Source organism: Nocardiopsis lambiniae, assembly GCF_031845465.1.
GTDB classification, from domain to species: domain Bacteria; phylum Actinomycetota; class Actinomycetes; order Streptosporangiales; family Streptosporangiaceae; genus Nocardiopsis; species Nocardiopsis lambiniae.
In genome coordinates this window covers 77637-102540 of the sequence record NZ_JAVREP010000013.1, presented here as the reverse complement: position 1 = coordinate 102540, position 24904 = coordinate 77637, and the positions used below count along the sequence as shown (strand labels likewise).

Below are 24904 nucleotides of genomic sequence, written 5' to 3'. Positions count from 1 at the left end.
CGCGGATAAATCACCTAAAGTCACTATTGTGTTCCCTTGAGTGATCAAACAAGGGGGACACGTGATCGAGCACCAGCCCGGGGGCCGACCCGAGAAGCCGTCGGAGACGACGGACTCCGGGACACTGGCCACCGAACACCGCACCACGCGCAAGGCCGTGACCGCCGCCGCCATCGGCAACGCCACCGAGTGGTACGACTTCGGTGTCTACAGCTATCTCGCCGTCACCATCGGCCTGGTGTTCTACCCGTCGCAGTCCCAGGGCGTCCAGCTCATCGCCACCTTCACCACGTTCGCCGCGGCCTTCCTCGTCCGACCGCTCGGCGGCATGTTCTTCGGCCCGCTGGGCGACCGCATCGGCCGCAAGCGCGTCCTGGCCGCCACCATGCTGCTCATGGCGGCCGGCACGTTCTGCATCGGCCTCATCCCCTCCGCCGCCACCATCGGCGTCGCGGCGCCGCTCCTGCTGCTGCTCGCCCGCATGGTCCAGGGCTTCTCCACCGGCGGCGAGTACGGCGGCGCCGCCACCTTCGTCGCCGAGTACGCGCCCGACGAACGACGCGGCTTCCTCGCCTCCTGGCTGGAGTTCGGCACCGTCGCCGGGTACGTGGGCGGCGCCGCCGTCGTCACCTCCATGACCCTGTTGCTGGGCCCCGACGCCATGCTCGCCTGGGGGTGGCGGATCCCGTTCCTGCTCGCCCTGCCGCTCGGCGCCATCGGGCTGTACCTTCGGGTCAGGCTCGACGAGACGCCCGTCTTCGCCGAGAACACCCGAAGGTCCGCCGAGGAATCCGACGGCCGCCGACGCAAGGGCCGGTTGCGCGCGACCGTCGTCGGCCAGTGGCACAACCTGCTGCTGTGCATCGGCCTGGTGCTGGTGTTCAACGTCAACAACTACATGGTGACCGCGTACCTGCCCACCTACCTGGAGGCCGAACTCGGCTACGGCTCCACCACGGCGCTGCTCCTCACCCTGGGCGCGATGGCGCTCATGCTGATCGCCGTCACCGGCGTCGGAAGGCTCGGCGACAGGGTGGGCCGCAGACCCGTGCTGCTGTCCGGCAGCCTGTTCTCCATCGTGCTGACCCTGCCCGCGTTCTGGCTGTTGCAGACGGGCGACACGGGCGCGGTCGCCCTGGGCGTCGTGCTGCTGGCGATCACCCTGGTGCACTTCTCCGGCACCGCCCCGGCCGCGCTGCCCGCGCTCTTCCCCACCGGCGTCCGCTACGGCGCCCTGGCCATCGGCTTCAACGTCTCGGTGGCCCTGTTCGGCGGCACCACCCCACTGCTGGCCGAGGCGCTCGTCCGGTCCACCGGCGACCTCTACGCGCCCGCGTGGCCGGTGATGGTCGCCGGCGCGGTCGGCGTGATCGTGGTGTGGCGGATGAAGGAGAGCGCCGGCCGACCGCTGCCGGGGGCGCCCGCCATCCCGGTGCCCGCGCACACCCCGGGCGGCACCCGCCTGCCCTACCCGCGCACCGGCGGCGAGAACGAACGGTACGTGCCGCCGAGCAACGTGCGCCGGCTGCCCTCCGGCCCCTGACGGTCCCGCCGGCGCACGCGAAAGGGGGCGCCCCCTCGGGGCGCCCCCATCGTCATCCCCCGTCAGGAACGACGGCGGTGCTGGCGGTCCGGCCGCACACTGCCCTTGGAGGCCCTGCCCGGCGCGCCGCCCTTCTTCTCGCGGATGCGCATGCTGATGTGGATCGGCGACCCCTCGAACCCGAAGTCCTCACGCAGCCGACGCTCGATGAACCGGCGGTAGTTGTCCTCCAGGAACCCGGTCGTGAACAGCACGAACTGCGGCGGCTTGGCCCCCGCCTGCGTCGCGAACAGGATCTTGGGCTGCTTGCCCCCGCGCACCGGCGGCGGCGTGGCCGCCACCAGCTCCTTGAGCCAGTTGTTCAACTGACCCGTCGGAATGCGCCGGGACCACCCGTCCAGGCTCGTCTCGATCGCCGGGACCAGCTTCTCCATGTGGCGGCCGGTCTTGGCGGAGATGTTCACCCGGGGAGCCCAGGAGACCCGCGCCAGCTGACGGTCGATCTCCTTCTCCAGGTAGATGCGGCGGTCCTCGTCGAGGACGTCCCACTTGTTGAACGCCAGCACCAGACCGCGCCCGGCCTCCACGACCTGCTCCACCACACGGATGTCCTGCTCGGCCAGCGGCTCGCTGACGTCCATGAGGACCACCGCGACCTCGGCCCGCTCCAGGGCCGTGCCGGTGCGCATGGTGGCGTAGTAGTCGGCGCCCTGGAGGGCCCGGAACCGGCGGCGGATACCGGCGGTGTCGATGAACTTCCAGGTCTTGCCGCCCAGCTCGATGAGCTCGTCGACGGCGTCACGGGTGGTGCCCGCCACCGAGTCGACGACCACCCGGTCCTCGCCGGCGAGCCGGTTCAGCAGGCTGGACTTGCCCACGTTCGGGCGACCCAGCAGGGCCACGCGCGGCGGGCCCTCCTCCTCGGCGGGTTCGGCCCGCTCCGCGCCCTCGGGGAAGGCCTCCACCACGGCGTCGAGCAGGTCGCCGGTGCCGCGACCGTGCAGGGCGCTGATGGCGTAGGGCTCGCCCACGCCCAGGTTCCACAGGTTCAGCGCGTCGGACTCCTGCATGCTGCCGTCCACCTTGTTGGCGGCCAGCACCACCGGGCGGTTGGTGGCGCGCAGGACCCGCGTGACCGCCTCGTCGGCGTCGGTGATGCCCACGGTGGCGTCCACCACGAACAGGACGACGTCGGCGGTCTGCGCCGCGTACTCGGCCTGCCGGGCGACCATCGCGGCCAGACCGCTGACGCTGGTCTCCCAACCGCCGGTGTCCACCAGGGTGAACCTGGTGTTCTGCCACTCGGCGTCGTAGGCGACCCGGTCGCGGGTCACCCCCGGCACGTCCTCGACCACGGCCTCACGGCGGCCGATGATGCGGTTGACGAGGCTGGACTTGCCCACGTTGGGGCGACCCACCACGGCCACCACGGGCAGGGGGACGGCCTGTTCGCCGTCCACGCCGATGTCGGCGATGTCGAAGTCGTCACTCATGTACTGCTCCCGGTCCTCGATTCCCCGCGCGCCCAGGATGCGTGCCGCGAGGAGTGCGAAAATCGACCGGCCGCTCCCGTGCGAGACGGAGCGGCCCGATCGGCGTGGACGCCGACGGCGACCACGTGTGCACCGCGAAGGGCAACCTCCGCGGGTGTCCGTGTGTTCCCCCCGGTGGCCGACGTCACCCCGGAGACGGGGTGCGCGGCGAGGGGGAGGGGCGGCCCCGGGGCCGCCCGATGTGTCAGCCGCGGACCGTCGCCGCGGCCTCGTCGACCAACGTGACGACCAGGGCGATGACCTCGTCCAGGGTCATGCCGGTGGTGTCGAGCTCGGTGGCGTCGGCGGTCCGCTTCAGCGGCGAGTGGGCGCGGCTGGAGTCGAGCCGGTCGCGACGGGCCAGGTCCGCCTGGGTGGCGGCCACGTCACCGGTGTGGATCTCCCGGCTGCGACGCTGCGCGCGGGCCTCGGCGCTGGCCGTCAGGAACAGCTTCACCGGAGCCTCGGGGGCCACCACCGTGGTGATGTCACGCCCCTCCACGACGATGCCGGCGCTCTCCCGCCGGGCGGCGTCGATGACCGCGCGCTGGGTGCGCACCAACAGCGCACGGGCCTCGGGCACCGCCGAGACGGCGCTGACGTTGCCCGTGACCTCCTTGGTCCGGATCTCCACGGCCACGTCGCGGCCGTCGACGGAGATCGTCGGGGAGGCCGGGTCGGTGCCCATCTCGATGACGGGGCGTTCCACGGCGGCGGCCACGGCCGCCGGGTCGTGCACGTCCACACCGTTGTCGAGCATCCACCAGGTCAACGCGCGGTACATGGCGCCGGTGTCGAGATAGCGCAGACCACGCGCCTTGGCCACCCCCTTGGAGGTGCTCGACTTGCCCGACCCGGAGGGACCGTCGATCGCGATGACGATGCCCTCGGTGCTGCCCTGCCCGCTCACGTGCCCTGCCTCTGCCACTCGTCGTACTGCCGACGCCCCACACTACCGGGGGAATCACGCGTACCGTACGGACCGGGGGCACGCCCCGGTCAGGCGCCGGGATGCACCGACCAGCCGTCGGCGGCCAACGCCCGGGAGAGGACCTCCACCCCCGAGGGCAGCACGGACAACTGCGCCACGCCCAGCGGAAGACCCGGGGTGTGCTCGATGCGCACGTCCTCGATGTTCACCCCGGCGTCGGCCGCCGCGGCGAACAACCGGCCCAGCGTGCCCGGCTCGTCGGGGATGACGACCGGGATGATCGTGTACTCCGGCAGGGTCGCCGCGCCGTGCTTGCCGGGGATGCGTCCGTGCCCCTCACGGCCCCGGACCAACAGGTCGCGGACCGGATCCGCTCCCCCGGTGTCCTCCGGGTCCCGCGCCGCCAGGGCGTCGGCGGCCCGGGCCAGGTCCTCGGCCATCGCCCGCAGCACCTCCGCGACCGGGGCGGCGTTGTGGGCGAGGATCTCCATCCACAACGACGGGTCGCCGCCCGCCACCCGGGTGACGTCGCGCACACCCTGGCCGGCCAGGGTCAGGGCTTCGTCGTCGGCGCCGAGCAACCGGGCCGCCACCGCCGAGGACGCCACGTGCGGGGCGTGCGAGACCAACGCCACCGCCCGGTCGTGCGCGTCCGCGTCGACGACCAACGGGTCGGCCCCGCACAGTCGGGCCACCTCGGCGACCCGCTCCACGGTCCCGGCATCCGCCTTCGCCGTCGGGCACAGCGCCCAGGAACGCCCGAGGAACAGGTCGGCGCGGGCCGCGCCCGGACCGCGCTTCTCCCGGCCGCCCATCGGGTGACCGGGCACGAACGTGGCCATGTCGCACCCGAGGCGTTCGGCCGCGAACACCACGCTCGCCTTCACACTGGCCGCGTCGGTGTACACGTGCGCCAACCCCCGGTCCTGGGCGTCGCGCAGCACCGTCGGCACGACGGCGGGCGGAGCCGCGATGATCGCGACGTCGACGGGACGCCCGTCGCCCTCCGCCAGCGGACTCCCGGCGCCGAGTTCGCAGGCCAGCCGCAGAGCCGCCGCGTCCGGGTCGGAGAGCAGGACCCCGACACCGCGTGAGGCCAGGGCGAGCGCGATCGACGTACCGATCAGACCGGCGCCCAGCACCGCGACCCGGCGCACCGACGGTCGTCCGTCGTGCGTTCCCGCGTCCCCGCTCACCCTCACCGTGTCCCCCCGCTCGACCATCCGCTCACCGTGTCCTCCCAGACTAGGGTGCGGGAGGGCGCTACTGCGCGATGTCCAGGCGCAGGGCCTGGGCGCCGCGCAGGTAGACGTGGTGGAGTTCGGCGCGGGGCCGGTCGGTCTCCACGTGCGCCATCAACCGCACCACGCGCGGCAGGGCGTGCGGGACGGCGATCTCCGTGGCGCACATCAGGGGCACGTCGGCGAACCCGAGCTTGCGGGCCGCGAGCGCCGGGAACTCGCTGGTCAGGTCGGGAGTGGCGGTGAACAGCACGCTGATGACGTCCTCGGTGTCCAACCCGTTGCGCCGCATCACCTCGGAGACCAGTTCGGCCGTGGCCTCCAGCACCTGCTCGCGTTCGTCCGCGTCGACCTGCACAGCTCCGCGAATGGCCCGTACCGCCACTTGGATCCCGCCTTGTCCGTCGTTCTCATCGGTTCGCCCCCTCAAGGGGAAAGGGAACGGCGGTCACGACCCGTGGTCGTGACCGCCGTCAACTGTATCCACAAGCGAGGGGCTAGAGCCCGGCGGCCTTGTAGAGTTCGCTCACCTCACGAGAGGTCAGCGCGCGCATCGTGCCCAGTTTGAGGGTGTTCAGGTCGATCGGTCCGACCTGGGTGCGGGCCAGGTCCGCGACCGGGTGACCGACCGCCTCCATGAGCCGGCGCACGATGTGCTTGCGACCCTCGTGGAGGCGGATCTCCACCAGGGCCTTGGCGCCGTCGTTGTCGACCACGCGGAAGGAGTCGACCTCGACCGGGCCGTCCTCCAGCTCCACACCCGCGCGCAGTCGCTTGACCACGCTGTGCGGGACCGGTCCGGGCACCTTGGCGATGTAGGTCTTGATGACCTTGTACCGCGGGTGGGTGAGCCGGTTGGAGAGCTCGCCGTCGTTGGTGAGCAGGATGAGGCCCTCGGTCTCGGTGTCGAGACGACCCACGTGGAAGATGCGCTCCTCGGTCTGACCGGTGTAATCGGCCAGGGTGGGGCGACCCTCCGGGTCCCACATGGTGCTGACCACGCCGCGCGGCTTGTTGAGCGCGAAGTAGAGCTTGTCCGGGGAGGTGACGACGCGCATGCCGTCCACCCGGATCTCGGACTTCTCGGGGTCGACGCGGGCGCCGAAGCGACGGACGACCTCACCGTCGACGCTGACGCGACCGGCGGCGATCATCTCCTCGCTGGCGCGGCGGCTGGCGACACCGGCGGCGGCGAGGGCCTTCTGGAGGCGGATGCCGCCCTCGACGTCGGCGTAGCTGTCGCGCGCCTCGTCGGGACGCTCCTCGTCCTTGGGGTCGTAGTCGGCGCGCAGGGCGCTGAGTCGCTCACGGGCGGCCTTGGAGAGCTGGTTCTCGTTCTTGATGTCGCCCATGGGCACCTTGCGGCCACCGGGGAGGTCGGCCGAGTGGTCGACCTTGTGCCGCTTGGCGGGACGCTCGGTCCGCTCGTCACGGGAGTCGCGTTCGCCGCGAGGCCCGCCCGGGCCACGCGAGTCGCGGTCACCGAACGAACGGCCGCCACGGTCGGAGTCACGGGAGCCACCGAAGGAACGGCGGTCGCCGCCCTCACGGGAGCCACCGAACGAACGACCGCCACGGGAGTCGCGGTCGCCGTGACCACCACGACCACGGTCGTCCCCGTCACGCGAACCCCGGTAGCCGCCCGGACCACGCGAGTCGCGGTCACCGAACGAACGGCCACCACGGTCATCACGACCGCCACGGTAACCACCACGGTCACCACCGTCACGCGAACCCCGGTAGCCACCGGAGCCGCCCGGACCACGCGAGTCGCGGTCACCGAACGAACGACCGCCGCGGGAGTCGCGGTCGCCACCGAAGGAACGGCGGTCGCCGCCCTCACGGGAGCCACCGAACGAACGGCCACCACGGGAGTCGCGGTCGCCGTGACCACCACGGCCACGGTCGTCCCCGTCACGCGAACCCCGGTAGCCGCCCGGACCACGCGAGTCACGGTCACCGAACGAACGACCACCACGATCGCCGCCCTCACGCGAACCGCCGAACGAACGACCGCCACGGTCATCACGACCGCCACGGTAACCACCACGGTCACCACCGTCACGCGAACCCCGGTAGCCGCCCGGGCCACGCGAGTCGCGGTCACCGAACGAACGGCCACCACGGTCGCCGCCCTCACGCGAACCGCCGAACGAACGGCCGCCGCGGGAGTCGCGGTCACCACCGAAGGAACGGCGGTCGCCGCCCTCACGGGAGCCACCGAACGAACGGCCCTCACCGGGACCACGACGGTCGCCGTGGCCGCCCGGGCCACGCGAGTCGCGGTCACCGAACGAACGGCCGCCGCGGTCACCACCGTCGCGGGAACCCCGGTAGCCGCCGGAGCCGCCCTGGCCGCGGTCGCCGCCGAAGGAGCGGCCACCGCGCTCATCACGGCCACCGCGGAAGCCGCCGCGGTCACCGCCGTCACGCTCGCCCCGGTGACCACCGGGGCCACGGGAGTCGCGGTCGCCGAACGAACGGCCACCACGGGAGTCGCGGTCACCGCCGAAGGAACGGCCGCCACGGTCGTCACGGCCGCCCCGGTCGCCACCACGGCCCCGGTCGTCACCGCCACGGGGATCACGGCCGCCGCGCGCGTCGCGGTCGCCGCCGAAGGAGCGACGGTCGTCACCGCCGCCGCGGAGGTCATCCCGTCCACGGCCCCTCGGGCCGCGCTCATCCCCACCTCGGGGACCTCGGTCGTCGCGGCGTCCTCGGTCGCCGCGGTCGTTGTATCGGTCGCCGCGCTCACCGCGCGGGGCGTCGTCCCGCGCACCGCGGGAACTCTCGTTAGGTGTGCTCACCGGTGTCGTCTAGACCTTCGATGTCGTCGGGCAGGAACGGTGCCAGGTCCGGCAGCTCGTCGAGACTGCGCAGGCCGAGCCGTTCCAGGAAATAGGAGGTGGTCCGATACAGCAGGGCACCGGACTCCGGGTCGTGTCCGGACTCTTCGATCAGCCCCCTCAGTACGAGGGTACGCATGACGCCGTCACAGTTGACACCGCGGACCGCGGAGACCCTGCCACGGGAGACCGGTTGTCGGTAGGCCACCACCGCCATCGTCTCCAGCGCGGCCTGGGTCAGCCGCACCTCCTGCCCTTCCTTGAGGAAGTGCTCCACGATGTCGGCGCACTCCGGCCGCGTGTACACACGCCAACCGTCGGCCACCGCCCGAAGATCGAAACCCCGTTCCTGGTCGGTGTATTCCCGCGACAGCGACTCCAGGGTCTCCACGACCACCGCCACCGGCACCCTCAGGGTCCTGGCCAGCTCGTACTCCGACACCGGCTGGTCCACGACCATCAGCACCGCCTCCAGGTCACGGCGCAGCGTCGCCGGCACCTCGGTGCTCTCCTCCACCGTCACCGGTCCTCCCCCGTCTCCTCGTCCGCCGGGTCGGCGTCGTACTCGCTGTCCACCTCGACCTCGGCGTCCCCGCCGGTCCAGGTGACGATCAGCTCCCCCAGCGGCTCGGGCTGATCGAAGCCCACGTTCGCGGCCCGGTACAGCTCCAGCAGCGCCAGGAACCGCGCGATGACCTCGAAGGTACCGTCGCACTCGGCGGCCAGTTCCGCGAACGTCATCCGCCCGCGCTCGCGCAGCATCACCACCATCAGCTCGCCCTGCTCCTTCACCGAGGTCTTGGGCTGGTGGATGTGGGTGACCGGGACGCTCGGCGGCTCCTTGGGCGTGAACACCATCCCGGCCAGCGCCGCGAACTCCTGCGGCCCCAACGTGAACAGCACCTCGGGGCGCAGCGCCTCGAACCGCTCCTCCAACGGCACCGCGCGGGCGTAGCGCCGCCCCTGGGCGGCCATGCGGGCGCGCAGGAACGCGGCGACCTCCTTGTACGCCCGGTACTGGAGCAGTCGGGCGAACAGCAGGTCGCGGGCCTCCAGCAGGGCCAGGTCCTCTTCGTCCTCGACGTCGCCGCGGGGCAGCAAGCGGGCCGCCTTCAGGTCCAGCAGGGTCGCCGCGACCAGGAGGAAGTTGCTGGCCTGGTCGAGGTCCCAGACATCGCCGTGGCCACGGATGTGCGCGATGAACTCGTCGGTGACCCTCGACAGCGACACCTCGGTGATGTCCAGCTTGTGCTTGGCGATGAGCGCCAGCAGCAGGTCGAAGGGACCCTCGAAGTTGTCGAGGTGCACCTGGAAGGAGCCCTCGCCCGCCTCCACGGCCTCGTCCGGGGCCGGTCCGGCCATCATGGTCGCGGCCCCTCGTCGTCGTAACCCATACGACAAGGGTGTCACCGGCCCGAACCCGCCGGTGACACCCGTGCCTCTCGTTCCCGCCCCCCGGTGTCCCCCTCCGACACCGGGCGGGCGTGTCACTCCTCGCTCAGTCGCCGCACCAGCATGCTGGCCGGCCCGTGCTCCTCGAAGTCGGCGAGCAGCACCGCGACGGCCTCACGGACCAGCCGCCCCCGGTCGGCGCTCAACCCGTGCTCGGCGCGCAGCGACAGCCGGGTCTGTTCCAGGGCCAGCAGTTCGGGCCCGGAGATGTAGACGGTGATCTTCTCGTCGTGGCGTTGGCGACCACTCGGTTTGGGCGCGCCCTCCACCACCCGGCCGGCGCTGCGCGCGCGCTCGGACGTCCGGCTCCCCCGTTGTTCCGGTGCCGTGTAGCGGCGTTCGGTGTCCACATCGGGCACCGCGTCCACCTCGGTGCCGCTGGAGCGGAAGAACAGCTCGTCCGCCCCGGGTAGGGTCACGCGCCGTGACCGCTGAGAGGCCACCTCGCCAGCACCTCCTTGGCCAGATCCCGATAGGCGTTGGCGCCGGCCGAGGACGAGTCGAACCTGGTGATGGGCTCGCCCGCCACGGTGGCGTCCGGGAAGCGCACGGTGCGGTTGATGACCGTCCCGTAGACCTTGTCGCCGAACCCGTCGATGATGGTGGACAGTACCTCGCGGGCGTGGAGCGTGCGCGGGTCGTACATCGTGCCCAGGAACCCGTCGATGACGAGGTCCTCGTTGAGCCGCTCCTGGACCTTCTGGATGGTGTCCATGAGCAGCGCCACACCGCGCAGCGCGAAGAACTCGCACTCCAGCGGCACGATCACACCGTCGGCGGCGGTGAGCGCGTTGACGGTGAGCAGACCCAGCGACGGCTGGCAGTCGATGAGCACGACGTCGTAGTCGTCGATGACCGGCCGCAGCGCCCGGCCGAGCATCTGCTCGCGGGCCACCTCGCCGACGAGCTGCACTTCGGCGGCGGACAGGTCGATGTTGCTCGGGATCAGGTCCAGGCCGTCGATGTCCGTCTTGAGCAGGACGTCCTCGACCGCCACGTCCCGCTGCATGAGCAGGTTGTAGACGGTCAGGTCCAGTTCGCGCGGATCGAGTCGGCCCAGGCCGACGGAGAGGGCGCCCTGCGGGTCGAAGTCGACCAGCAGTACCCGTCTGCCGTATTCGGCGATGGCGGCGCCGAGGTTGATGGTCGTGGTGGTCTTACCGACCCCACCCTTCTGATTACAGAGTGCTACAATCCGTGCCGGGCCGTGTTCATCGATGGGCTCTGGCACCGGATAGGTCCGCTCAGGTCTCTTGGCGTGCAGATCGGCCCCCGTGTTGCGTGTCGTGCCCCAGGGATTGGTCACCGGGTCGGCGATCGACTGCTCGCCGACGGCCGCGTCGTGTGCGGCCACGTCGTTCTCCGACCAGTTCACAACCCTGGACCTCCCCTACGGACCGGCCACGGCCCGAAGGGATGCCGTGCCCCTGGAGCCTGGCGGCCGTCGGAAACTCAATATGTCGACAGCAACGTACCTCTGTGCGGCGACTCTAGAACGCCGACACGACGCACTTCAACGAAACCCACGTGTAGAATCCCACGTCTTCGCCCCCGAGGGAAACCGAACGCGAGGATCCACCCGGTCCGGACCCCTTACGCAGAAGGGCTTTCTCGCAGGTCGGAGCCGCCGCGACGGTGTGCGCGAGGATGACTGGCCGCGTAGACCTCCCGCAACCGGTCGACTGTCACAAGTGTGTAGACCTGTGTCGTGGTGACCGAACTGTGCCCCAGGAGTTCCTGCACGACCCGGATGTCCGCCCCACCGTCGAGCAGGTGCGTGGCGAAGGAGTGCCGCAGGGTGTGCGGCGAGACCCCGTCCGCCCCCGCCCGCTCCGCGACGGCCGCCAACGCCCCCCAGGCACCCTGCCGGGTGAGCCGACCGCCCCGGGCGTTGAGGAACAACGCGGGGCCGCCCCGCCCCCGACCCGCCCGCGCCAGTACCGGTCGGGCGCGCGTCAGATAGGCCGTCAGCGCCCGCCGGGCGTGAGAGCCCACCGGGACCAGCCGCTCCTTGCCGCCCTTGCCCAGGAGCCGCACCAGGCCCACGTGGTCCTCGGGCACGGGGACGTCCGGGTCCGCGGTCGCGCCGACCGCGTCGGCGACGTCGTCCACGTCCGCGCCGACCGCCTCGGAGATGCGCGCCCCCGTCCCGTAGAGGAGTTCCAGCAGCGCCCGGTCGCGCAACGCCAACAGGGCGCCCCGGTCCCCGGCGGCCGGCGTCCCGACCGGACCGGCCGCGGCCAACAGGCGTTCGACGGTCTCCAACGGGACCGCCTTGGGCAACCGCATCGGCGTCGCGGGCGGGGCCAGGTCGGTCGTCGGGTCGACGCCGGCCCGCCCCTCCCGCACCGCGAACCGGTGCAGCCCCCGCACGGCGGCCAGGGCGCGCGCGGCCGACGCCGCCGACAACGGCGCCCGTCCGCCCCCGCCCTCCCGCAACGCCCGCACGAAGGCGGCCACCACCACGGGCGTGACGCCCTCGACCGCGGTGACCCCCGCCTCGACCAGATGCTCCCGGTAACGGCGCAGGTCGCGCCGGTAGGCCATCAACGTGTTGTCGGCCAGCGCGCGCTCCGCGCTCAGGTGGTCCAGGAACGCCGAGCACACCTCCACCAGCGCCCGCGGAGCGTCCTCGGCGAAGGCGTCGGACCGCGCGGGACCGGTCACGGTTCGACGGGTTCGCGCAGACCGGCGAAACCGTCACGGGAGGCGGCGTGCGCGGCCAGGACGCCGATCACCGTCGCCCCGTTGTGCAGCCGTCCCTCCATCACCAGGCGCACCGCGTCCTCCAACGGCACCCACGCGGCGACCAGACCGGCCTCCTCGTGTTCGCGTTCGAAGTCGATCTCCTCGGCCGGGACCTCGGACAGGCCGCGCGCCAGGAACACGTGGATGCGCTCGTCGGAGAACCCCGGGCTGGGGAAGAAGTCGGCGAGCTCGTACCAGCTCTCGGCGCGCAGCCCCGCCTCCTCCACCAACTCCCGGCGGGCGGTGGCCAGCGGCCCCTCCCCGTCGCCGTCGATGATCCCGGCGGGCAGCTCCCACAGCAGGTGGCGGGTGGCGTGCCGGTACTGCCGCTGGAGCAGCACCCGACCGGCGTCGTCCAGGGCCAGCGCGGCTGCCGCGCCCGGATGCTCCATGTAGTCGCGGGCGGCCGGGTTCGTGCCCCGCCCGCCCGGACCGGGCATCTCCACCCAGTCGGTGCGCATCCCCACCTTGTGGCTGCGGAAACGCTCCACGGAGCGCTCCACCGGCCATGACTCGGGGGCGTCCGCGATCTTCGCGTCCGCCCCCGAGGGCACGGTGTCGGCCGGGTGGGTGTCGCTCATGTGCTGGCCTCTCAGGCTCGTGCCCCGCCCGGCCCCACCGTCAGGAGTTCTTCTTCGCCAAGGCCGCCGCGACCAGACCGCGGAACATCGGGTTGGCCTTGGTCGGCCGGGAGCGCAGTTCCGGGTGCGCCTGCGTCGCGATGAAGAACGGGTGGGCGTCCCGGGGCAGTTCGACGTACTCCACCAGCTTGCCATCCGGGGACAGGCCGGAGAACACCAGACCCGCCTCCTCCAGCGCGGCCCGGTAGGCGTTGTTGACCTCGAACCGGTGCCGGTGCCGCTCGGAGGCCTGCGGAGCACCCTCGTACAGGTCCCGTGCCAGGGTGCCCTCGCCCAGGTCCGCCGGGTACAGGCCCAGGCGCATGGTGCCGCCCATGTCGCGCTCGCCCGAGACCACGTCCTCCTGGTCCGCCATGGTGGCGATGACCGGGTCGACGGCCTTGTCGTCGAACTCGGTGCTGTTCGCGCCCTCCAGACCCAGCACGTTGCGGGCGTACTCGATGACGATCGCCTGGAGGCCCAGGCAGATGCCCAGCAGCGGGAGGCGGTTCTCACGGGCGTAGCGGATGGCGCCGATCTTGCCCTCGATGCCGCGCACCCCGAACCCGCCGGGGATGATGAGGCCGTCCACGCCGTCCAGCTCGGCGGCGGCCCCCGAGGGGCTGGCGCAGTTGTCACTGGCCACCCAGCGGATGTTGACGCGGGTGTCGGTGGCGAACCCGCCGGCGCGCAGCGCCTCGCTGACCGACAGGTAGGCGTCGGGCAGGTCGATGTACTTGCCGACCATGGCGACGGTGACCTCGTGGTCGGGCTGGTGGACGCGGCGCAGCAGCTCGTCCCACTCGGTCCAGTCCACGTCGCGGAACGGCATGCCCAGGCGGCGCACGACGTAGGCGTCCAGGCCCTCACGGTGCAGGACCTTGGGGATGTCGTAGATGGACGGGGCGTCGGGGGTGGAGACCACGCCCGCCTCGTCCACGTCGCACATGAGGCTGATCTTGGCCTTCAGGCTCTGGGTGATGGGCCGGTCCGAACGGCACACGATGGCGTCGGGCTGGATGCCGATGCTGCGCAGCGCGGCGACCGAGTGCTGGGTCGGCTTGGTCTTCATCTCGCCCGCCGGGCCCAGGAACGGGATCAGCGAGACGTGCAGGAAGAAGCAGTTGTCCCGGCCGATCTCGTGCCGGATCTGGCGGACCGCCTCCAGGAACGGCTGCGACTCGATGTCGCCGACCGTGCCGCCGATCTCGGTGATGACGATGTCCACGTCGGGGGCGTCCATCGCGTAGATGCGGGACTTGATCTCGTTGGTGATGTGCGGGATGACCTGCACGGTGTCACCGAGGTAGGCGCCCTGACGCTCCTTGGCGATGACGCTGGAGTAGATCTGACCGGTGGTGACGTTCGCGGTCGCGGAGAGCTCCGTGTCGAGGAAGCGCTCGTAGTGACCCACGTCCAGGTCGGTCTCGGCACCGTCGTCGGTGACGAAGACCTCGCCGTGCTGGAAGGGGTTCATCGTCCCCGGGTCCACGTTGAGGTAGGGGTCCAGCTTCTGCATGGTGACCCGCAGACCGCGCGACTTCAGGAGCCGTCCCAGACTGGAAGCGGTGAGGCCTTTGCCGAGACTGGAGGCGACGCCGCCAGTAACGAAGAGGTGCTTGGTACTCGCGGCGGATGCCAAAGTGTTGCTCCCGTGGGTTGAGTGGCTACGGCGGGCTCGTACGAGCAAGAGCGGCCGTGCGGCGGTCCGGTTCCTGAGCGGTGGGATCATCGCTCGGTCCGCCGGACATCCACGGGGCACCAGGATAACAGGCCCTCCGCGGAACCACATCCGCAGAACATACCGGCGGGCCCGGGTGTTCCCCTCCACGACCAGCGATGATCCCGCCGGGGCCGGAACCGCGGGCGCGCGGGCGGGAGCGTGTCACGTGCGTCACGGGATCGGGATCGTCTCCGGTGACGGGCCCCGGGGCGCCGACGGGCGGCGGCCGTGGCGGACGAGGTCCGCCCGCCCGACGGCGACGAACACCACACCCCGAGGGACCCGGAGCGCCTCGCCCGGCTCAGGCGGGAAAGCCCCCGGCCCGCCCCAGGTAGGCGGGGGGCGCCTTGTCCAGGCGCGCACCCGTCCAGTCGCCCAGGGCCGCCGCGGCCGACAGGCTCACGCCCGTGCGCAGGCCGCCGCGGTGCAGCAGGTACAGCAGGTCCTCGGTGGCGATGTTGCCGGTCGCGGCCGGGGCGAAGGGACAGCCACCGAACCCGCCCACGCTGGAGTCGAGCACCCGCACCCCGGCCTCCACCGCCGCCCACGCGTTGGCGTAACCGGTGTTGCGGGTGTTGTGGAAGTGGCAGCGCAGGGTGCGCCCCCCGGCGACCTCGCCCACCCGCCCCACCAGCCCGGTGACCTGGCCGGGCACGCCCACCCCGATGGTGTCGGCCAGGGCGATCTCCACCGCCGAGGTGTCGGCGACGCGCCGCACCACCTCCACCACCCGCTCGGGTGTCACCTCACCGTCGAACGGGCAGCCGAACGCCGTCGACACGGTGACGCTCAACGGGATGCCGGTGCCCTGGAGGGCGCGGTCGATGTCGACGAGCGCGTCGAGCATCTCGTCGACGGTGCAGCCCTGGTTGCGCACACAGAACCCGTCCGTGGCGGGCACCGCCACGTTGACCTCCGACACCCCGGCCTGGACCGCGCGGTCCAGGCCGCGCCGGTTGAGGACCAGCCCGATGTGGGAGACGTCCGGGGCGCGTCGCACGCCCTTCATGATCTCCTCGGCGCCGGCCATCTGCGGAACCCGCCGGGGGTCGACGAAACTGACCGCCTCGATCCGGCGCACCCCCGCGTCCACGGCCCGGTCGATCATCTCGATCCGGTCCTCGACCGAGAGCGCCTTCGCCTCGTTCTGCAACCCGTCGCGCGGTCCCACCTCGACGATCCCGACGTGCTCTCCGCCCTCGGGTCCCCGGTCGTCCACGGCCATCGTCCGTCCCTCCCACGCGCCCTTGCGTCCGGGCACAGGCTAATCGACCGGCTTCCGACGCCCCGGATCGGGGGCGTCCACGGGCGCGGCGCCCACGGTGACGCCACCGCGGGCGCGCGGGTTCGGTCCGGGAACACCGTGAGGCCCGACGCGGGTCCCCCGGTTCCCCCGCGCCCCGGGGACGGCGGTCAGCGCAGGGCGAGGGCGGGGCGGATCTCCCAGGTCGTCCAGACCGGGCGGTAGCCCATGCGGTGCCAGAACGGCCCCGACAGCGGGTTCAACGCGGCGTAGTTGAGCACCGAGACGCCCACCCCGTGGCTGTCCAGGGCCTGGTGGGCCTGGCCCACCAGGGCGGTGCCGATCCCGTTCCCGCGTTCGGCGGCGGTGACCACCCCGTAGCCGATGTGGGCGATCGGACGCGCCTGGACCAGCGACTTCGCCCAGCGGGAGCGTTCCGGAGGGGACACCCACAGCAGCCCCACCGCGCGTCCACGGCGTTCGGCCAGCCAGATCCAGGAACGCGACCGTTCCAGGGCGCGGGCGGCCACCTTGCGGGTCTGCTCGGCGGTGTCCGGTTGCAGGAACACCCCGCCGAAGTGCTGCTCGTAGCGGTGCTCCTCCATGAGCAGCCCCACCACCTGCGTCAGGTCGCTGCGATCGGCCAGGCGGATGGTGACGTCGCGCGGCGGCAGCGACGGGGGCACGCCCCGGCGGCGCTGGCGCGCGGCCAGCACGGTGTAGGGCTGGAGGCCGTGGCGTTGGAGCGGGATGACACCGCACACGTCGCGGGCCGGCCAGCTCACCAGGGCCGCCGATTCCGAGCCGGTGCCGGTGGGCAGGTCCTCCAGTTGGTCGCGCCAGCTCGTGAGCAGGGAGTCCAGGGCGCGCGCGGGCTCGGGGCCACCGACGATCGGGGTCAGCCAGTGCTGGTCGGGCACACCCCAGATACGACCGACCTCGCCGGGCTGGTACCAGGTGTAGTGCATGGCGCCGGCGGCGACCGTGCGGCCGTCCTCGTCGCTGACGGTCAACAGGGGGTAGGAGTCGGCGGCGAAGCTCACCGGTTCGGGTAGCAGCGGGTCGGCGGCGGCCCAGCGCTGAGCGGCGGACCGCACCAACGGATCGAGGCCCGCATCGCCCCCGGGCGACTCATCATGTCGCACCCGTGCGACATAACCGCTCATCCACCCCTCCCCTAGCGGGTCTCCGTGTCCTCCCCGCCGCAGTGCCGCCTCGACGACGAGCGGGACGGAACGACCGTATCGCCTCAGAGCCGGGCGGGGGAACGCAACAGCCGACCGATACCGAGAATTCACTCTCGGTGGTGGCCTCTGCCCGATCTGTGGCCCTCATCCCTCTGATGTGGATGTGGACGCGCACAACGGTAACCGATCCAAGGTCACTCTCGGGTGGCGGGGCGGTCAATGCGCCGACACGGATTCGCGTGCGCGCGGTCCGCGCCCCGTCCGGGAGCGCCTTCGGGCTCACTCCTCGGCGCTGCCGCCCTCGGCGACGGTGGTGTTGCGACCGTGGTTGACGACCTCCGGGTCCCCGCCCGCGAAGGAGACCGTGTTGTCGACACCGACCAGCACGATCTTGTCGGCGGACCCCACGTCGACGGTGGACCCGCGGCCGGTGGTGCGGACCAGGCCACAGGCCCCGTCCAGCACCACGACGGCGTCGTCGGCCGAGATCACGACCTCGCGACCCGCGCATTCGGCGTGTATCTGCGAACCGTCGTCGACGACGACGAGCACGTCCGCGGTGTCGACGTTCTCCTCGGGGATCGTGACGGCGTCCGCCCCGGGAGGCAGGGGCGGGCCCTGGACCTCCTCGCGACCGAAGGCCAGGCCGCATCCGGCGGTCAGCAGGGTGCTCAGCAGCACGGTGCCGCCGGCGGCGACCTGGAGTCGAGCCCTCATCGTTTCCCCCACACCCGGATTCATCCGGCAATTGCGACATAGATCCTGCGCAGGACCAAGATTATGTCACGCGGAGATAACTACGCGACCCTATCGTTGTCTCAACGTATCCTTCCCGAGACAAGAAGAAGCCGGAACCCCCATCCCTCAGGGCATTCCAGCGGCGTCCATGCCGCGCAATTCACGCTTGAGCTCACCGATCTCGTCACGCAACCGGGCCGCCAGCTCGAACCGCAGGTCCGCCGCGGCCTGATGCATCTGCTCGCCCAACTGGTCGATGAGACCCGCCAACTCGGCCCGGGGCAGACTCGACGCGTCCACGCCCCGCTCCCCCAACGCCGGCACCGGCGCCTTCGCCGTCTTACCGCCGGCGCCGCGGTACCCGGTCGCCATCAGCTCCTCGGTGTCCACGTCCTCCCGGTTCAGGGAGTCCAGGATGTCGGCGATCTGCTTGCGCAACGGTTGCGGGTCGATCCCGTGCTCGGTGTTGTAGGCCACCTGCTTGGCCCGGCGCCGGTTGGTCTCCTCGATCGCCGACCGCATCGAATCGGTGACGTTGTCGGCGTACATGTGCACCTGACCGGCCACGTTGCGCGCCGCCCGGCCGATCGTCTGGATCAGCGAGGTCTCCGACCGCAGGAAACCCTCCTTGTCGGCGTCCAGGATCGCCACCAACGACACCTCCGGCAGGTCCAGGCCCTCCCGCAGCAGGTTGATGCCGACCAGCACGTCGAACTCGCCGACCCGCAACTCCCGCAGCAGTTCCACCCGGCGCAGCGTGTCCACCTCGCTGTGCAGGTAGCGCACCCGGATCCCCATCTCCGCGAAGTAGTCGGTGAGGTCCTCGGCCATCTTCTTCGTGAGCGTGGTGACCAGCACCCGCTCCGACCGCTCGGCCCGCACCCGGATCTCGTGCACCAGGTCGTCGATCTGACCCTCGGTCGGCTTGACCAGCACCTCCGGGTCCACCAGACCGGTGGGCCGGATGACCTGCTCCACCACGTCGCCGGCGCTCTGACGCAGCTCGTAGCGGCCCGGCGTCGCCGACAGGTACACCGCCTGCCCGATCCGCTCGACGAACTCCTCCCACTTCAACGGCCGGTTGTCCAACGCCGACGGCAGCCGGAACCCGTGCTCGACCAGGGTGCGCTTGCGGGAGGCGTCGCCCTCGTACATCGCCCCGACCTGGGGGACCGTCACGTGCGACTCGTCCAGCACCAGCAGGAAGTCGTCGGGGAAGTAGTCGAGCAGCGTGTTGGGGGCGCTGCCCGGCGGTCGCTCGTCGAAGTGCCGCGAGTAGTTCTCGATACCCGAACACGTCCCCAGCTGGCGGATCATCTCCAGGTCGTGGGTGGTGCGCATGCGCAGCCGCTGCGCCTCCAACAGGCTGCCCCGCCCCTCCAGCTCGGCCAGCCGCTCGCCCAGTTCCGCCTCGATCGTGGCCACCGCCCGCGCGGTGCGCTCCTCACCGGCCACATAGTGCGAGGCCGGGAAGATGAACATCTCCTCGCTCTCGCCCAGCACCTCGCCGGTCAACGGGTGCAGCGTGAGCAGCCGCTCGACCTCGTCACCGAACATCTCGATGCGGATCGCCAGCTCCTCGTACACCGGGATGATCTCGACCGTGTCGCCGCGCACACGGAAGGTGCCGCGCGTGAACGCCATGTCGTTGCGGCTGTACTGCATGTCCACCAGCCGGCGCAGCAGATCGTCGCGGTCGACCTCCATGCCCACCGCCAGCCGCGCCATGCGGTCCACGTACTCCTGCGGCGTGCCCAGGCCGTAGATGCACGACACCGAGGCCACCACGATCGTGTCCCGCCGGGTGAGCAGCGAGTTCGTCGCCGAGTGGCGCAACCGCTCCACCTCGTCGTTGATCGAGGAGTCCTTCTCGATGTAGGTGTCGCTCTGGGGGACGTACGCCTCGGGCTGGTAGTAGTCGTAATACGACACGAAGTACTCGACGGCGTTGTTCGGCAGCATCTGCCGCAGCTCGTTGGCGAACTGCGCGGCCAGCGTCTTGTTGGGCTGCATCACCAGGGTCGGCCGCTGCAACCGCTCCACGGTCCACGCCACCGTCGCCGTCTTGCCGGTACCGGTCGCACCGAGCAGCACCGTGTGCGGATCCCCGGCCCGCACCCGCCGGGTGATCTCCTCGATCGCCTTGGGCTGGTCGCCCGCCGGCCGCATGTCCGAGACCACCTCGAACGGCTTCTCACTGCGCTTGATCTCGGTGACCGGTCGCACGTCGCCCTCTTCCCTCGTCGCCGCGGAACCCGCCCCCGCACACGGGTCCCTCCCTCCCTAACGCTACCGACCGCCCACGACATCCCACGTCCGGAACCACCCGCGCCCGGTCCGCGCCCCGGCCGGGAACACGCGGCCCGCCCCGGAAACACCCCTGACCGGGCAGGGGCCACGGGGTTACCATCGAAATCAGCGCACTGCGCCCCCGGAATGAGGTGCCAGCCGTGTCCCACCCCTCCCGACCCACCTTCGACCCCACCCTGCCGCGCCGCACGCTCACCCGCCTGCGCGACCATCCCGAGCGGCTCCTGCCCGACTCCCTCGGCCCCTCGTCGCGGCTCACCTGGCGGCGCGGAGCAGCGCTCACCGCGGCCGGCGGCGCCTCCCTGGCCGCGCTCGCCCTGCTCGTCCCCGGCTCCGCCGCACCGCTCATCGCCCTGCTGTGCCTGATCGTCACCGCCGTCCTCCTGGGGCTGATCTCCGACCGGGGATCCCTCGCCGACGACTGGGCCGACCTCCTCATGCACGGTTTCTGGGCACTGCCCGTGTCCAGCGCCATCGTCCTCACCGGGAACCTGCTCCTGGGCGGCGCCCTGGAGCCACTGGCCGCCGCCGTGCCCGGCAGCGCCTCCACCGCCGCGCTCTACCTGCTCGTCACCGTGGGCGGGGCGGGCGCCGTCATGCGCCCCGGCATGCTCCCCCGGCTGGCCTCCGAGCACCGCCACCGCTACGTCCTCCCCCAGGACTTCGGCCGCCCCTACAGCCACGCCACCCGCCACGAGGAGCCCGAGGCCCACCTGTTCGCCCGCCTCCAGCAGGCCACCGACCGGGTCCAGGAGGGCACCCGGGTGCTCGGCGGGTCCTTCGACGCCGCCCACACCCTGCCCCTGCTCCGTGAGGAGGAATGGCGCATGTCGCAGGAGTTGCTGCGCCTGCGCACCCTGCGCAGGGAAGTCGTACAACGCAGACGGGAAGCGGTCTCACCGCAGGTCACCCGGGCCCTGCAACCCCAGGAAGAGGCGGTCGCGCGCGCCCACACCGCCCTCTCCGAACGCATCGCCGTCCTGGCCGACTACGGCGAACGCGTCCACGCCGCGGTGACCGCCCACCGCGAGTGGGAACAGTGCCAGGCCATCGCCGACCGTGCCGCCGAATACGCCGACCTGGCCCTGACCACCGCCCGCGACACCATGTACACCGACGAGATCGACGACAGCCTGCTCAGCGTGCGGGCCGCGCACTCGGTCCGGGAGGAACTGGTCCGTGAGGCCGTCGACGCCGGCTCGTCGCTGTCGGCGGCACTGCACCCCGGGGACCGACGGCCCGACACCGCACCCGACACCCCGCCCACCGGGGACGCCCGCCCGGCGGGCGTCCCACGACCACGACGGGCCGCGACACCCCAGCCCTCGGCAGGGGCCGCCGAAGACTGACCGCGGACCCTGGCCGACGACGGCTCCGCGGGCCTCAGCGCACCCGGGGCTCAGGGGGGCACGCCCCTCGGACGCCGCGCGCCGCCCGTCCCCTCACCCGGTCAGGAGGCGCGGGCCAGCAGTTCCCTCCAGAGTTCGGCGACCCGTTCCCTGAGCCTCTCGGGGGAACCGGAGTTGTCCACCACCAGGTCCGCCACCGCCAACCGGACCTCTCGATCGGCCTGCGCCCGGATCCGCGCCCGCACCTGCTCGGGGTCCATGCCCCGGTTCGCCACCACCCGCTCCACCCGCACCTCGTCGGGGGTGTCGACGACCACCACCACGTCGTAGAGCGTCTGTAGGCCGTTCTCCACCAGCAGCGGAACGTCATAGACCACCATCGGGGCGTTCTCCGCCTCGGCACGCGCCATCAACTCGGCGCTGCGTTCGCCCACCAGCGGGTGCACGATGGCGTTGAGCCGCGCCAGGCGTTCCCCGTCGGCGAAGACGATCTCCCCCAGCCGGGCGCGGTCCAGGCGCCCCTCCCCGGTGAGCACGCCCTCCCCGAACTCCGCGACCACGGCGGCCAGCCCCGGCGTACCCGGCTCCACCACCTCACGGGCGATGGCGTCGGCGTCGATGACCACCGCGCCGTAGCCCGACAGTTCCGTGGAGACCGCGCTCTTGCCCGAGCCGATCCCCCCTGTGAGTCCCACTTTCAGCATGCGACGACCCTAGCCCGCCCCCGGTGCCCGTCACACCCGCCGCGGGTCGCCTCGCGGGGGCGACCGCCGACACCCGCCCCCTCGGCCGGCCCCACCGTCTCGACCGGGCCCTGCGCCGGGGCGGGTCACCGGGGTACCGGGTACGGCCCTCAGCCGGCCGCGGTGACCGTCGTCAACTCCTTGCGCATGTGCACCATCACCAGATGATCGGCGACCCGCTCCCGATGGGTCACCGCGTACCCCGCCCGCCGGTACAGCCGCTGGTTCTCGACGCTCTGCGCCCCGGTGGACAGGGTCATCGCCGCCAGGTCGGGGTGCCGGGCGCACAGTTCCCCCTCCAACCGTTCCAACAGGGCCCGGGCGATCCCCCTGCGGCGCAGGTCCGGCACCACCGCCAGGCGGCCCACCACCCCGGTCGTGCCCGTCACCCGAGCACGCCCCACCCCGACGATCCGATGCCCGACCACCGCCTTGAGCACCAGTGCGTCCGCCTCGCCCAAGAGGTGTTCCACCCGCTCCAGGCTCTCGGTCAGCGGCAGGATGAACGGGTCCCCGTAGGCCTGGGCCTCGTCGACGAACGCCGCCCGCTGCACGGTGTGGATCTCCCCCGCGTCGGCGGGGGTGGCCGGGTGGATCTCGAACACGCCGTCTCCTCACACGCCCCGCGCACCGGGGCGTACAACGACCTTAGGGCGTGTTCCGCGAACAGCCGCCCCGCCGCGCACCACCCCGCCCCGGAAGGTCCTCAGGGGACGCGCACGGCGCGACCGCCCGCGGCGGGCGGTCGCGCCGGGGCAGGCCGTCCGCGTCCCCGGGACACGACGAAGGGCCGCCCCCTCGGGAGGGGACGGCCCTTCGGCCGACTTTCAGCGGACCCGCGAGCGGGACCGGCCGATCAGCTCACGGAGAACCGATCAGGCCTCGCCGCCGGCGAGCTTCTCGCGCAGGGCGGCCAGAGCCTCGTCCGAGGCCAGGGCGCCGCTGGAGGTGTCGGAACCGGAGTTGGTGCTCGGAGCACCACCGGTGTACTCCTCTTCCTCCTCCGGAGCCGGGGCGTTGGCGGCCTCGGCCTCGGCCGCGCGGGCCTCCTCGACCTGCTTGCGGTGCGCCTCGAACCGGGTCTGAGCCTCGGCGTAGCTGCGCTCCCACTCGTCGCGCTGGGACTCGTAACCGTCGAGCCACTCGCCGCTGTCCGCGTCGAAGCCCTCGGGGTACTTGTAGTTGCCCTGCTCGTCGTACTCGGCGGCCATGCCGTACAGGGTGGGGTCGAAGTCCACCTGGTCCGGCGAGACGCTCTCGTTGGCCTGCTTCAGCGAGAGGCTGATGCGACGGCGGTCGAGGTCGATGTCGATGATCTTGACGAAGATCTCGGTGCCGACCTGCACGACCTGCTCGGGCACCTCCACGTGGCGCTCGGCCAGCTCGGAGATGTGGACCAGACCCTCGATGCCCTCCTCGACGCGGACGAACGCGCCGAACGGGACGAGCTTGGTGACCTTGCCGGGGACGACCTGGCCGATCTGGTGGGTCCGGGCGAACTGCTGCCACGGGTCTTCCTGGGTCGCCTTCAGCGACAGGGAGACGCGCTCGCGCTCCATGTCGACGTCCAGGACCTCGACCGTGACCTCCTGGCCCACCTCGACGACCTCGCTGGGGTGGTCGATGTGCTTCCAGGACAGCTCGGAGACGTGCACCAGGCCGTCGACGCCGCCCAGGTCCACGAACGCACCGAAGTTGACGATCGAGGAGACCACACCCTTGCGGATCTGGCCCTTCTGGAGGGTGTTGAGGAAGGTCTGGCGGACCTCCGACTGGGTCTGCTCCAGCCAGGCACGGCGGGACAGGACCACGTTGTTGCGGTTCTTGTCCAGCTCGATGATCTTGGCTTCGAGCTCACGGCCGACATAGGGCTGGAGGTCGCGGACACGGCGCATCTCGACCAGGGAGGCGGGCAGGAAGCCGCGGAGGCCGATGTCGAGGATGAGACCACCCTTGACGACCTCGATGACGGTGCCGGTGACGACGCCGTCCTCTTCCTTGATCTTCTCGATCGTGCCCCAGGCGCGCTCGTACTGGGCGCGCTTCTTGGACAGGATCAGACGGCCTTCCTTGTCCTCCTTCTGGAGGACCAGGGCCTCGACCTGGTCGCCGACGGCGACGACCTCACCGGGGTCGACGTCGTGCTTGATCGAGAGTTCCCGGGACGGGATCACACCCTCGGTCTTGTAGCCGATATCGAGCAAGACCTCGTCTCGATCGACCTTCACGATGGTGCCCTCGACAATGTCACCGTCGTTGAAGTACTTGATGGTCTCGTCGATCGCCGCGAGGAAGGCTTCCTCGGACCCGATGTCGTTGACCGCTACCTGGGGTGTCGAGGTGGCCTCGGTGCTGCTCGTCATTTGTGGGTGGACTCCGGATACGGACAGATTCAGGAAGATGGGCACGCCGCAGATCCGAGCCCGCCGATCCATCATCCAAAGGAGAGGAACGGTGTCACCGCGGAAAGGAGCCTTCCGCGACCACCGACCGCCGGGTCCAAAGCCCGGACCCGGGTGGTGCCGTCCCTTGCCCCCTGAACGGAGGCGCAGAACAGCGCACGAACCCACAACGCTCCGGCCAGCATATGAGACAAGGGCGTCCTGGTCAATCGGAACCCCGAGCAGCCAACCCGACGAAGATCGCAATGGCGGCAATGTACCCGAGTGCACGGGCGAAGATCAACCAGGCGGCACCG

21 protein-coding genes are annotated in these 24904 nt (G+C 71.5%); 2 read left to right on the top strand and 19 right to left on the bottom strand.

All coding sequences use genetic code 11. The annotated features are described in order from the left end of the window. The first annotated feature begins 61 nt into the window (after window positions 1–61). Entirely contained in the window at window positions 62–1543 is a 1482-nt protein-coding gene (locus tag RM479_RS19090; protein ID WP_397222591.1) for an MFS transporter, read from the top strand. A gap of 62 nt (window positions 1544–1605) precedes the next feature. Here RM479_RS19090 and der read toward each other — a convergent pair whose 3' ends face one another. From der to uvrB, 16 genes are all read right to left on the bottom strand, one after another. After that, window positions 1606–3057 carry a ribosome biogenesis GTPase Der gene (gene der / locus RM479_RS19085; RefSeq protein WP_311513130.1) on the bottom strand — a complete coding sequence of 484 codons (1452 nt, stop codon included), beginning with the start codon at window positions 3055–3057 and terminating at the stop codon, window positions 1606–1608. Window positions 3058–3280: 223 nt separating this feature from the next. Continuing rightward, complete coding sequence (cmk, locus tag RM479_RS19080; RefSeq protein WP_311513075.1) at window positions 3281–3985, bottom strand: (d)CMP kinase; 705 nt, start codon at window positions 3983–3985, stop codon at window positions 3281–3283. An 89-nt stretch (window positions 3986–4074) separates the two neighbouring features. Continuing rightward, entirely contained in the window at window positions 4075–5229 is a 1155-nt protein-coding gene (locus tag RM479_RS19075) for a prephenate dehydrogenase (RefSeq protein WP_311513074.1), read from the bottom strand. 40 nt (window positions 5230–5269) lie between these two features. After that, complete coding sequence (gene aroH / locus RM479_RS19070; protein WP_311513073.1) at window positions 5270–5632, bottom strand: chorismate mutase; 363 nt, start codon at window positions 5630–5632, stop codon at window positions 5270–5272. A gap of 112 nt (window positions 5633–5744) precedes the next feature. Then, window positions 5745–8054, bottom strand: a complete 2310-nt coding sequence (locus RM479_RS27695) for a pseudouridine synthase (RefSeq protein WP_311513072.1) — start codon at window positions 8052–8054, stop codon at window positions 5745–5747. Further along, complete coding sequence (gene scpB / locus RM479_RS19060; RefSeq protein WP_311513071.1) at window positions 8041–8616, bottom strand: SMC-Scp complex subunit ScpB; 576 nt, start codon at window positions 8614–8616, stop codon at window positions 8041–8043. Before scpB ends, RM479_RS27695 begins: the two co-directional genes overlap by 14 nt. Beyond that, the gene (locus RM479_RS19055; protein ID WP_311513070.1) at window positions 8613–9458 is read right to left on the bottom strand and encodes a segregation and condensation protein A; all 846 of its coding nucleotides are present in this window, start codon (window positions 9456–9458) and stop codon (window positions 8613–8615) included. Before RM479_RS19055 ends, scpB begins: the two co-directional genes overlap by 4 nt. 122 nt (window positions 9459–9580) lie before the next feature. Then, window positions 9581–9964 (bottom strand): hypothetical protein, encoded by a 384-nt coding sequence (locus tag RM479_RS19050; protein ID WP_274807906.1) that lies wholly within the window; start codon window positions 9962–9964, stop codon window positions 9581–9583. After that, window positions 9961–10920 carry a ParA family protein gene (locus tag RM479_RS19045; RefSeq protein ID WP_274807905.1) on the bottom strand — a complete coding sequence of 320 codons (960 nt, stop codon included), beginning with the start codon at window positions 10918–10920 and terminating at the stop codon, window positions 9961–9963. Before RM479_RS19045 ends, RM479_RS19050 begins: the two co-directional genes overlap by 4 nt. A gap of 218 nt (window positions 10921–11138) precedes the next feature. Beyond that, window positions 11139–12212 (bottom strand): tyrosine recombinase, encoded by a 1074-nt coding sequence (locus tag RM479_RS19040; RefSeq protein WP_311513069.1) that lies wholly within the window; start codon window positions 12210–12212, stop codon window positions 11139–11141. After that, window positions 12209–12874, bottom strand: coding sequence for an NUDIX hydrolase (locus RM479_RS19035; RefSeq protein WP_311513068.1), 666 nt, complete (start codon window positions 12872–12874; stop codon window positions 12209–12211). The genes RM479_RS19040 and RM479_RS19035 overlap by 4 nt, the downstream gene beginning before the upstream one ends. A gap of 40 nt (window positions 12875–12914) precedes the next feature. Beyond that, entirely contained in the window at window positions 12915–14555 is a 1641-nt protein-coding gene (locus RM479_RS19030; protein WP_311513067.1) for a CTP synthase, read from the bottom strand. Between the two features lie 382 nt (window positions 14556–14937). Continuing rightward, the gene (locus RM479_RS19025; RefSeq protein WP_311513066.1) at window positions 14938–15861 is read right to left on the bottom strand and encodes a hydroxymethylglutaryl-CoA lyase; all 924 of its coding nucleotides are present in this window, start codon (window positions 15859–15861) and stop codon (window positions 14938–14940) included. Window positions 15862–16049: 188 nt separating this feature from the next. After that, a complete protein-coding gene (locus RM479_RS19020; protein WP_274807896.1) occupies window positions 16050–17045 on the bottom strand; it encodes a GNAT family N-acetyltransferase in 996 nt (331 codons plus the stop codon). 300 nt (window positions 17046–17345) lie between these two features. Beyond that, window positions 17346–17783, bottom strand: coding sequence for a DUF3060 domain-containing protein (locus RM479_RS19015; RefSeq protein ID WP_311513065.1), 438 nt, complete (start codon window positions 17781–17783; stop codon window positions 17346–17348). A gap of 147 nt (window positions 17784–17930) precedes the next feature. After that, window positions 17931–20030 (bottom strand): excinuclease ABC subunit UvrB, encoded by a 2100-nt coding sequence (gene uvrB, locus RM479_RS19010; protein ID WP_274807894.1) that lies wholly within the window; start codon window positions 20028–20030, stop codon window positions 17931–17933. Window positions 20031–20254: 224 nt separating this feature from the next. On the opposite strand from uvrB, the gene RM479_RS19005 reads away from it, so the two are divergent. After that, on the top strand, window positions 20255–21463 hold the full coding sequence (locus RM479_RS19005) for a hypothetical protein (protein WP_311513064.1): 1209 nt from the start codon (window positions 20255–20257) through the stop codon (window positions 21461–21463). A 101-nt stretch (window positions 21464–21564) separates the two neighbouring features. Here the strand turns inward: RM479_RS19005 and coaE are convergent, their stop codons facing one another. The 3 genes from coaE to rpsA form a co-directional block, all read right to left on the bottom strand. Then, window positions 21565–22167, bottom strand: coding sequence for a dephospho-CoA kinase (coaE, locus tag RM479_RS19000; protein ID WP_311513063.1), 603 nt, complete (start codon window positions 22165–22167; stop codon window positions 21565–21567). Between the two features lie 149 nt (window positions 22168–22316). Further along, the gene (locus tag RM479_RS18995) at window positions 22317–22811 is read right to left on the bottom strand and encodes a GNAT family N-acetyltransferase (RefSeq protein ID WP_311513062.1); all 495 of its coding nucleotides are present in this window, start codon (window positions 22809–22811) and stop codon (window positions 22317–22319) included. A gap of 270 nt (window positions 22812–23081) precedes the next feature. Further along, on the bottom strand, window positions 23082–24569 hold the full coding sequence (gene rpsA / locus RM479_RS18990) for a 30S ribosomal protein S1 (protein ID WP_274807890.1): 1488 nt from the start codon (window positions 24567–24569) through the stop codon (window positions 23082–23084). Window positions 24570–24904 lie beyond the last annotated feature (335 nt).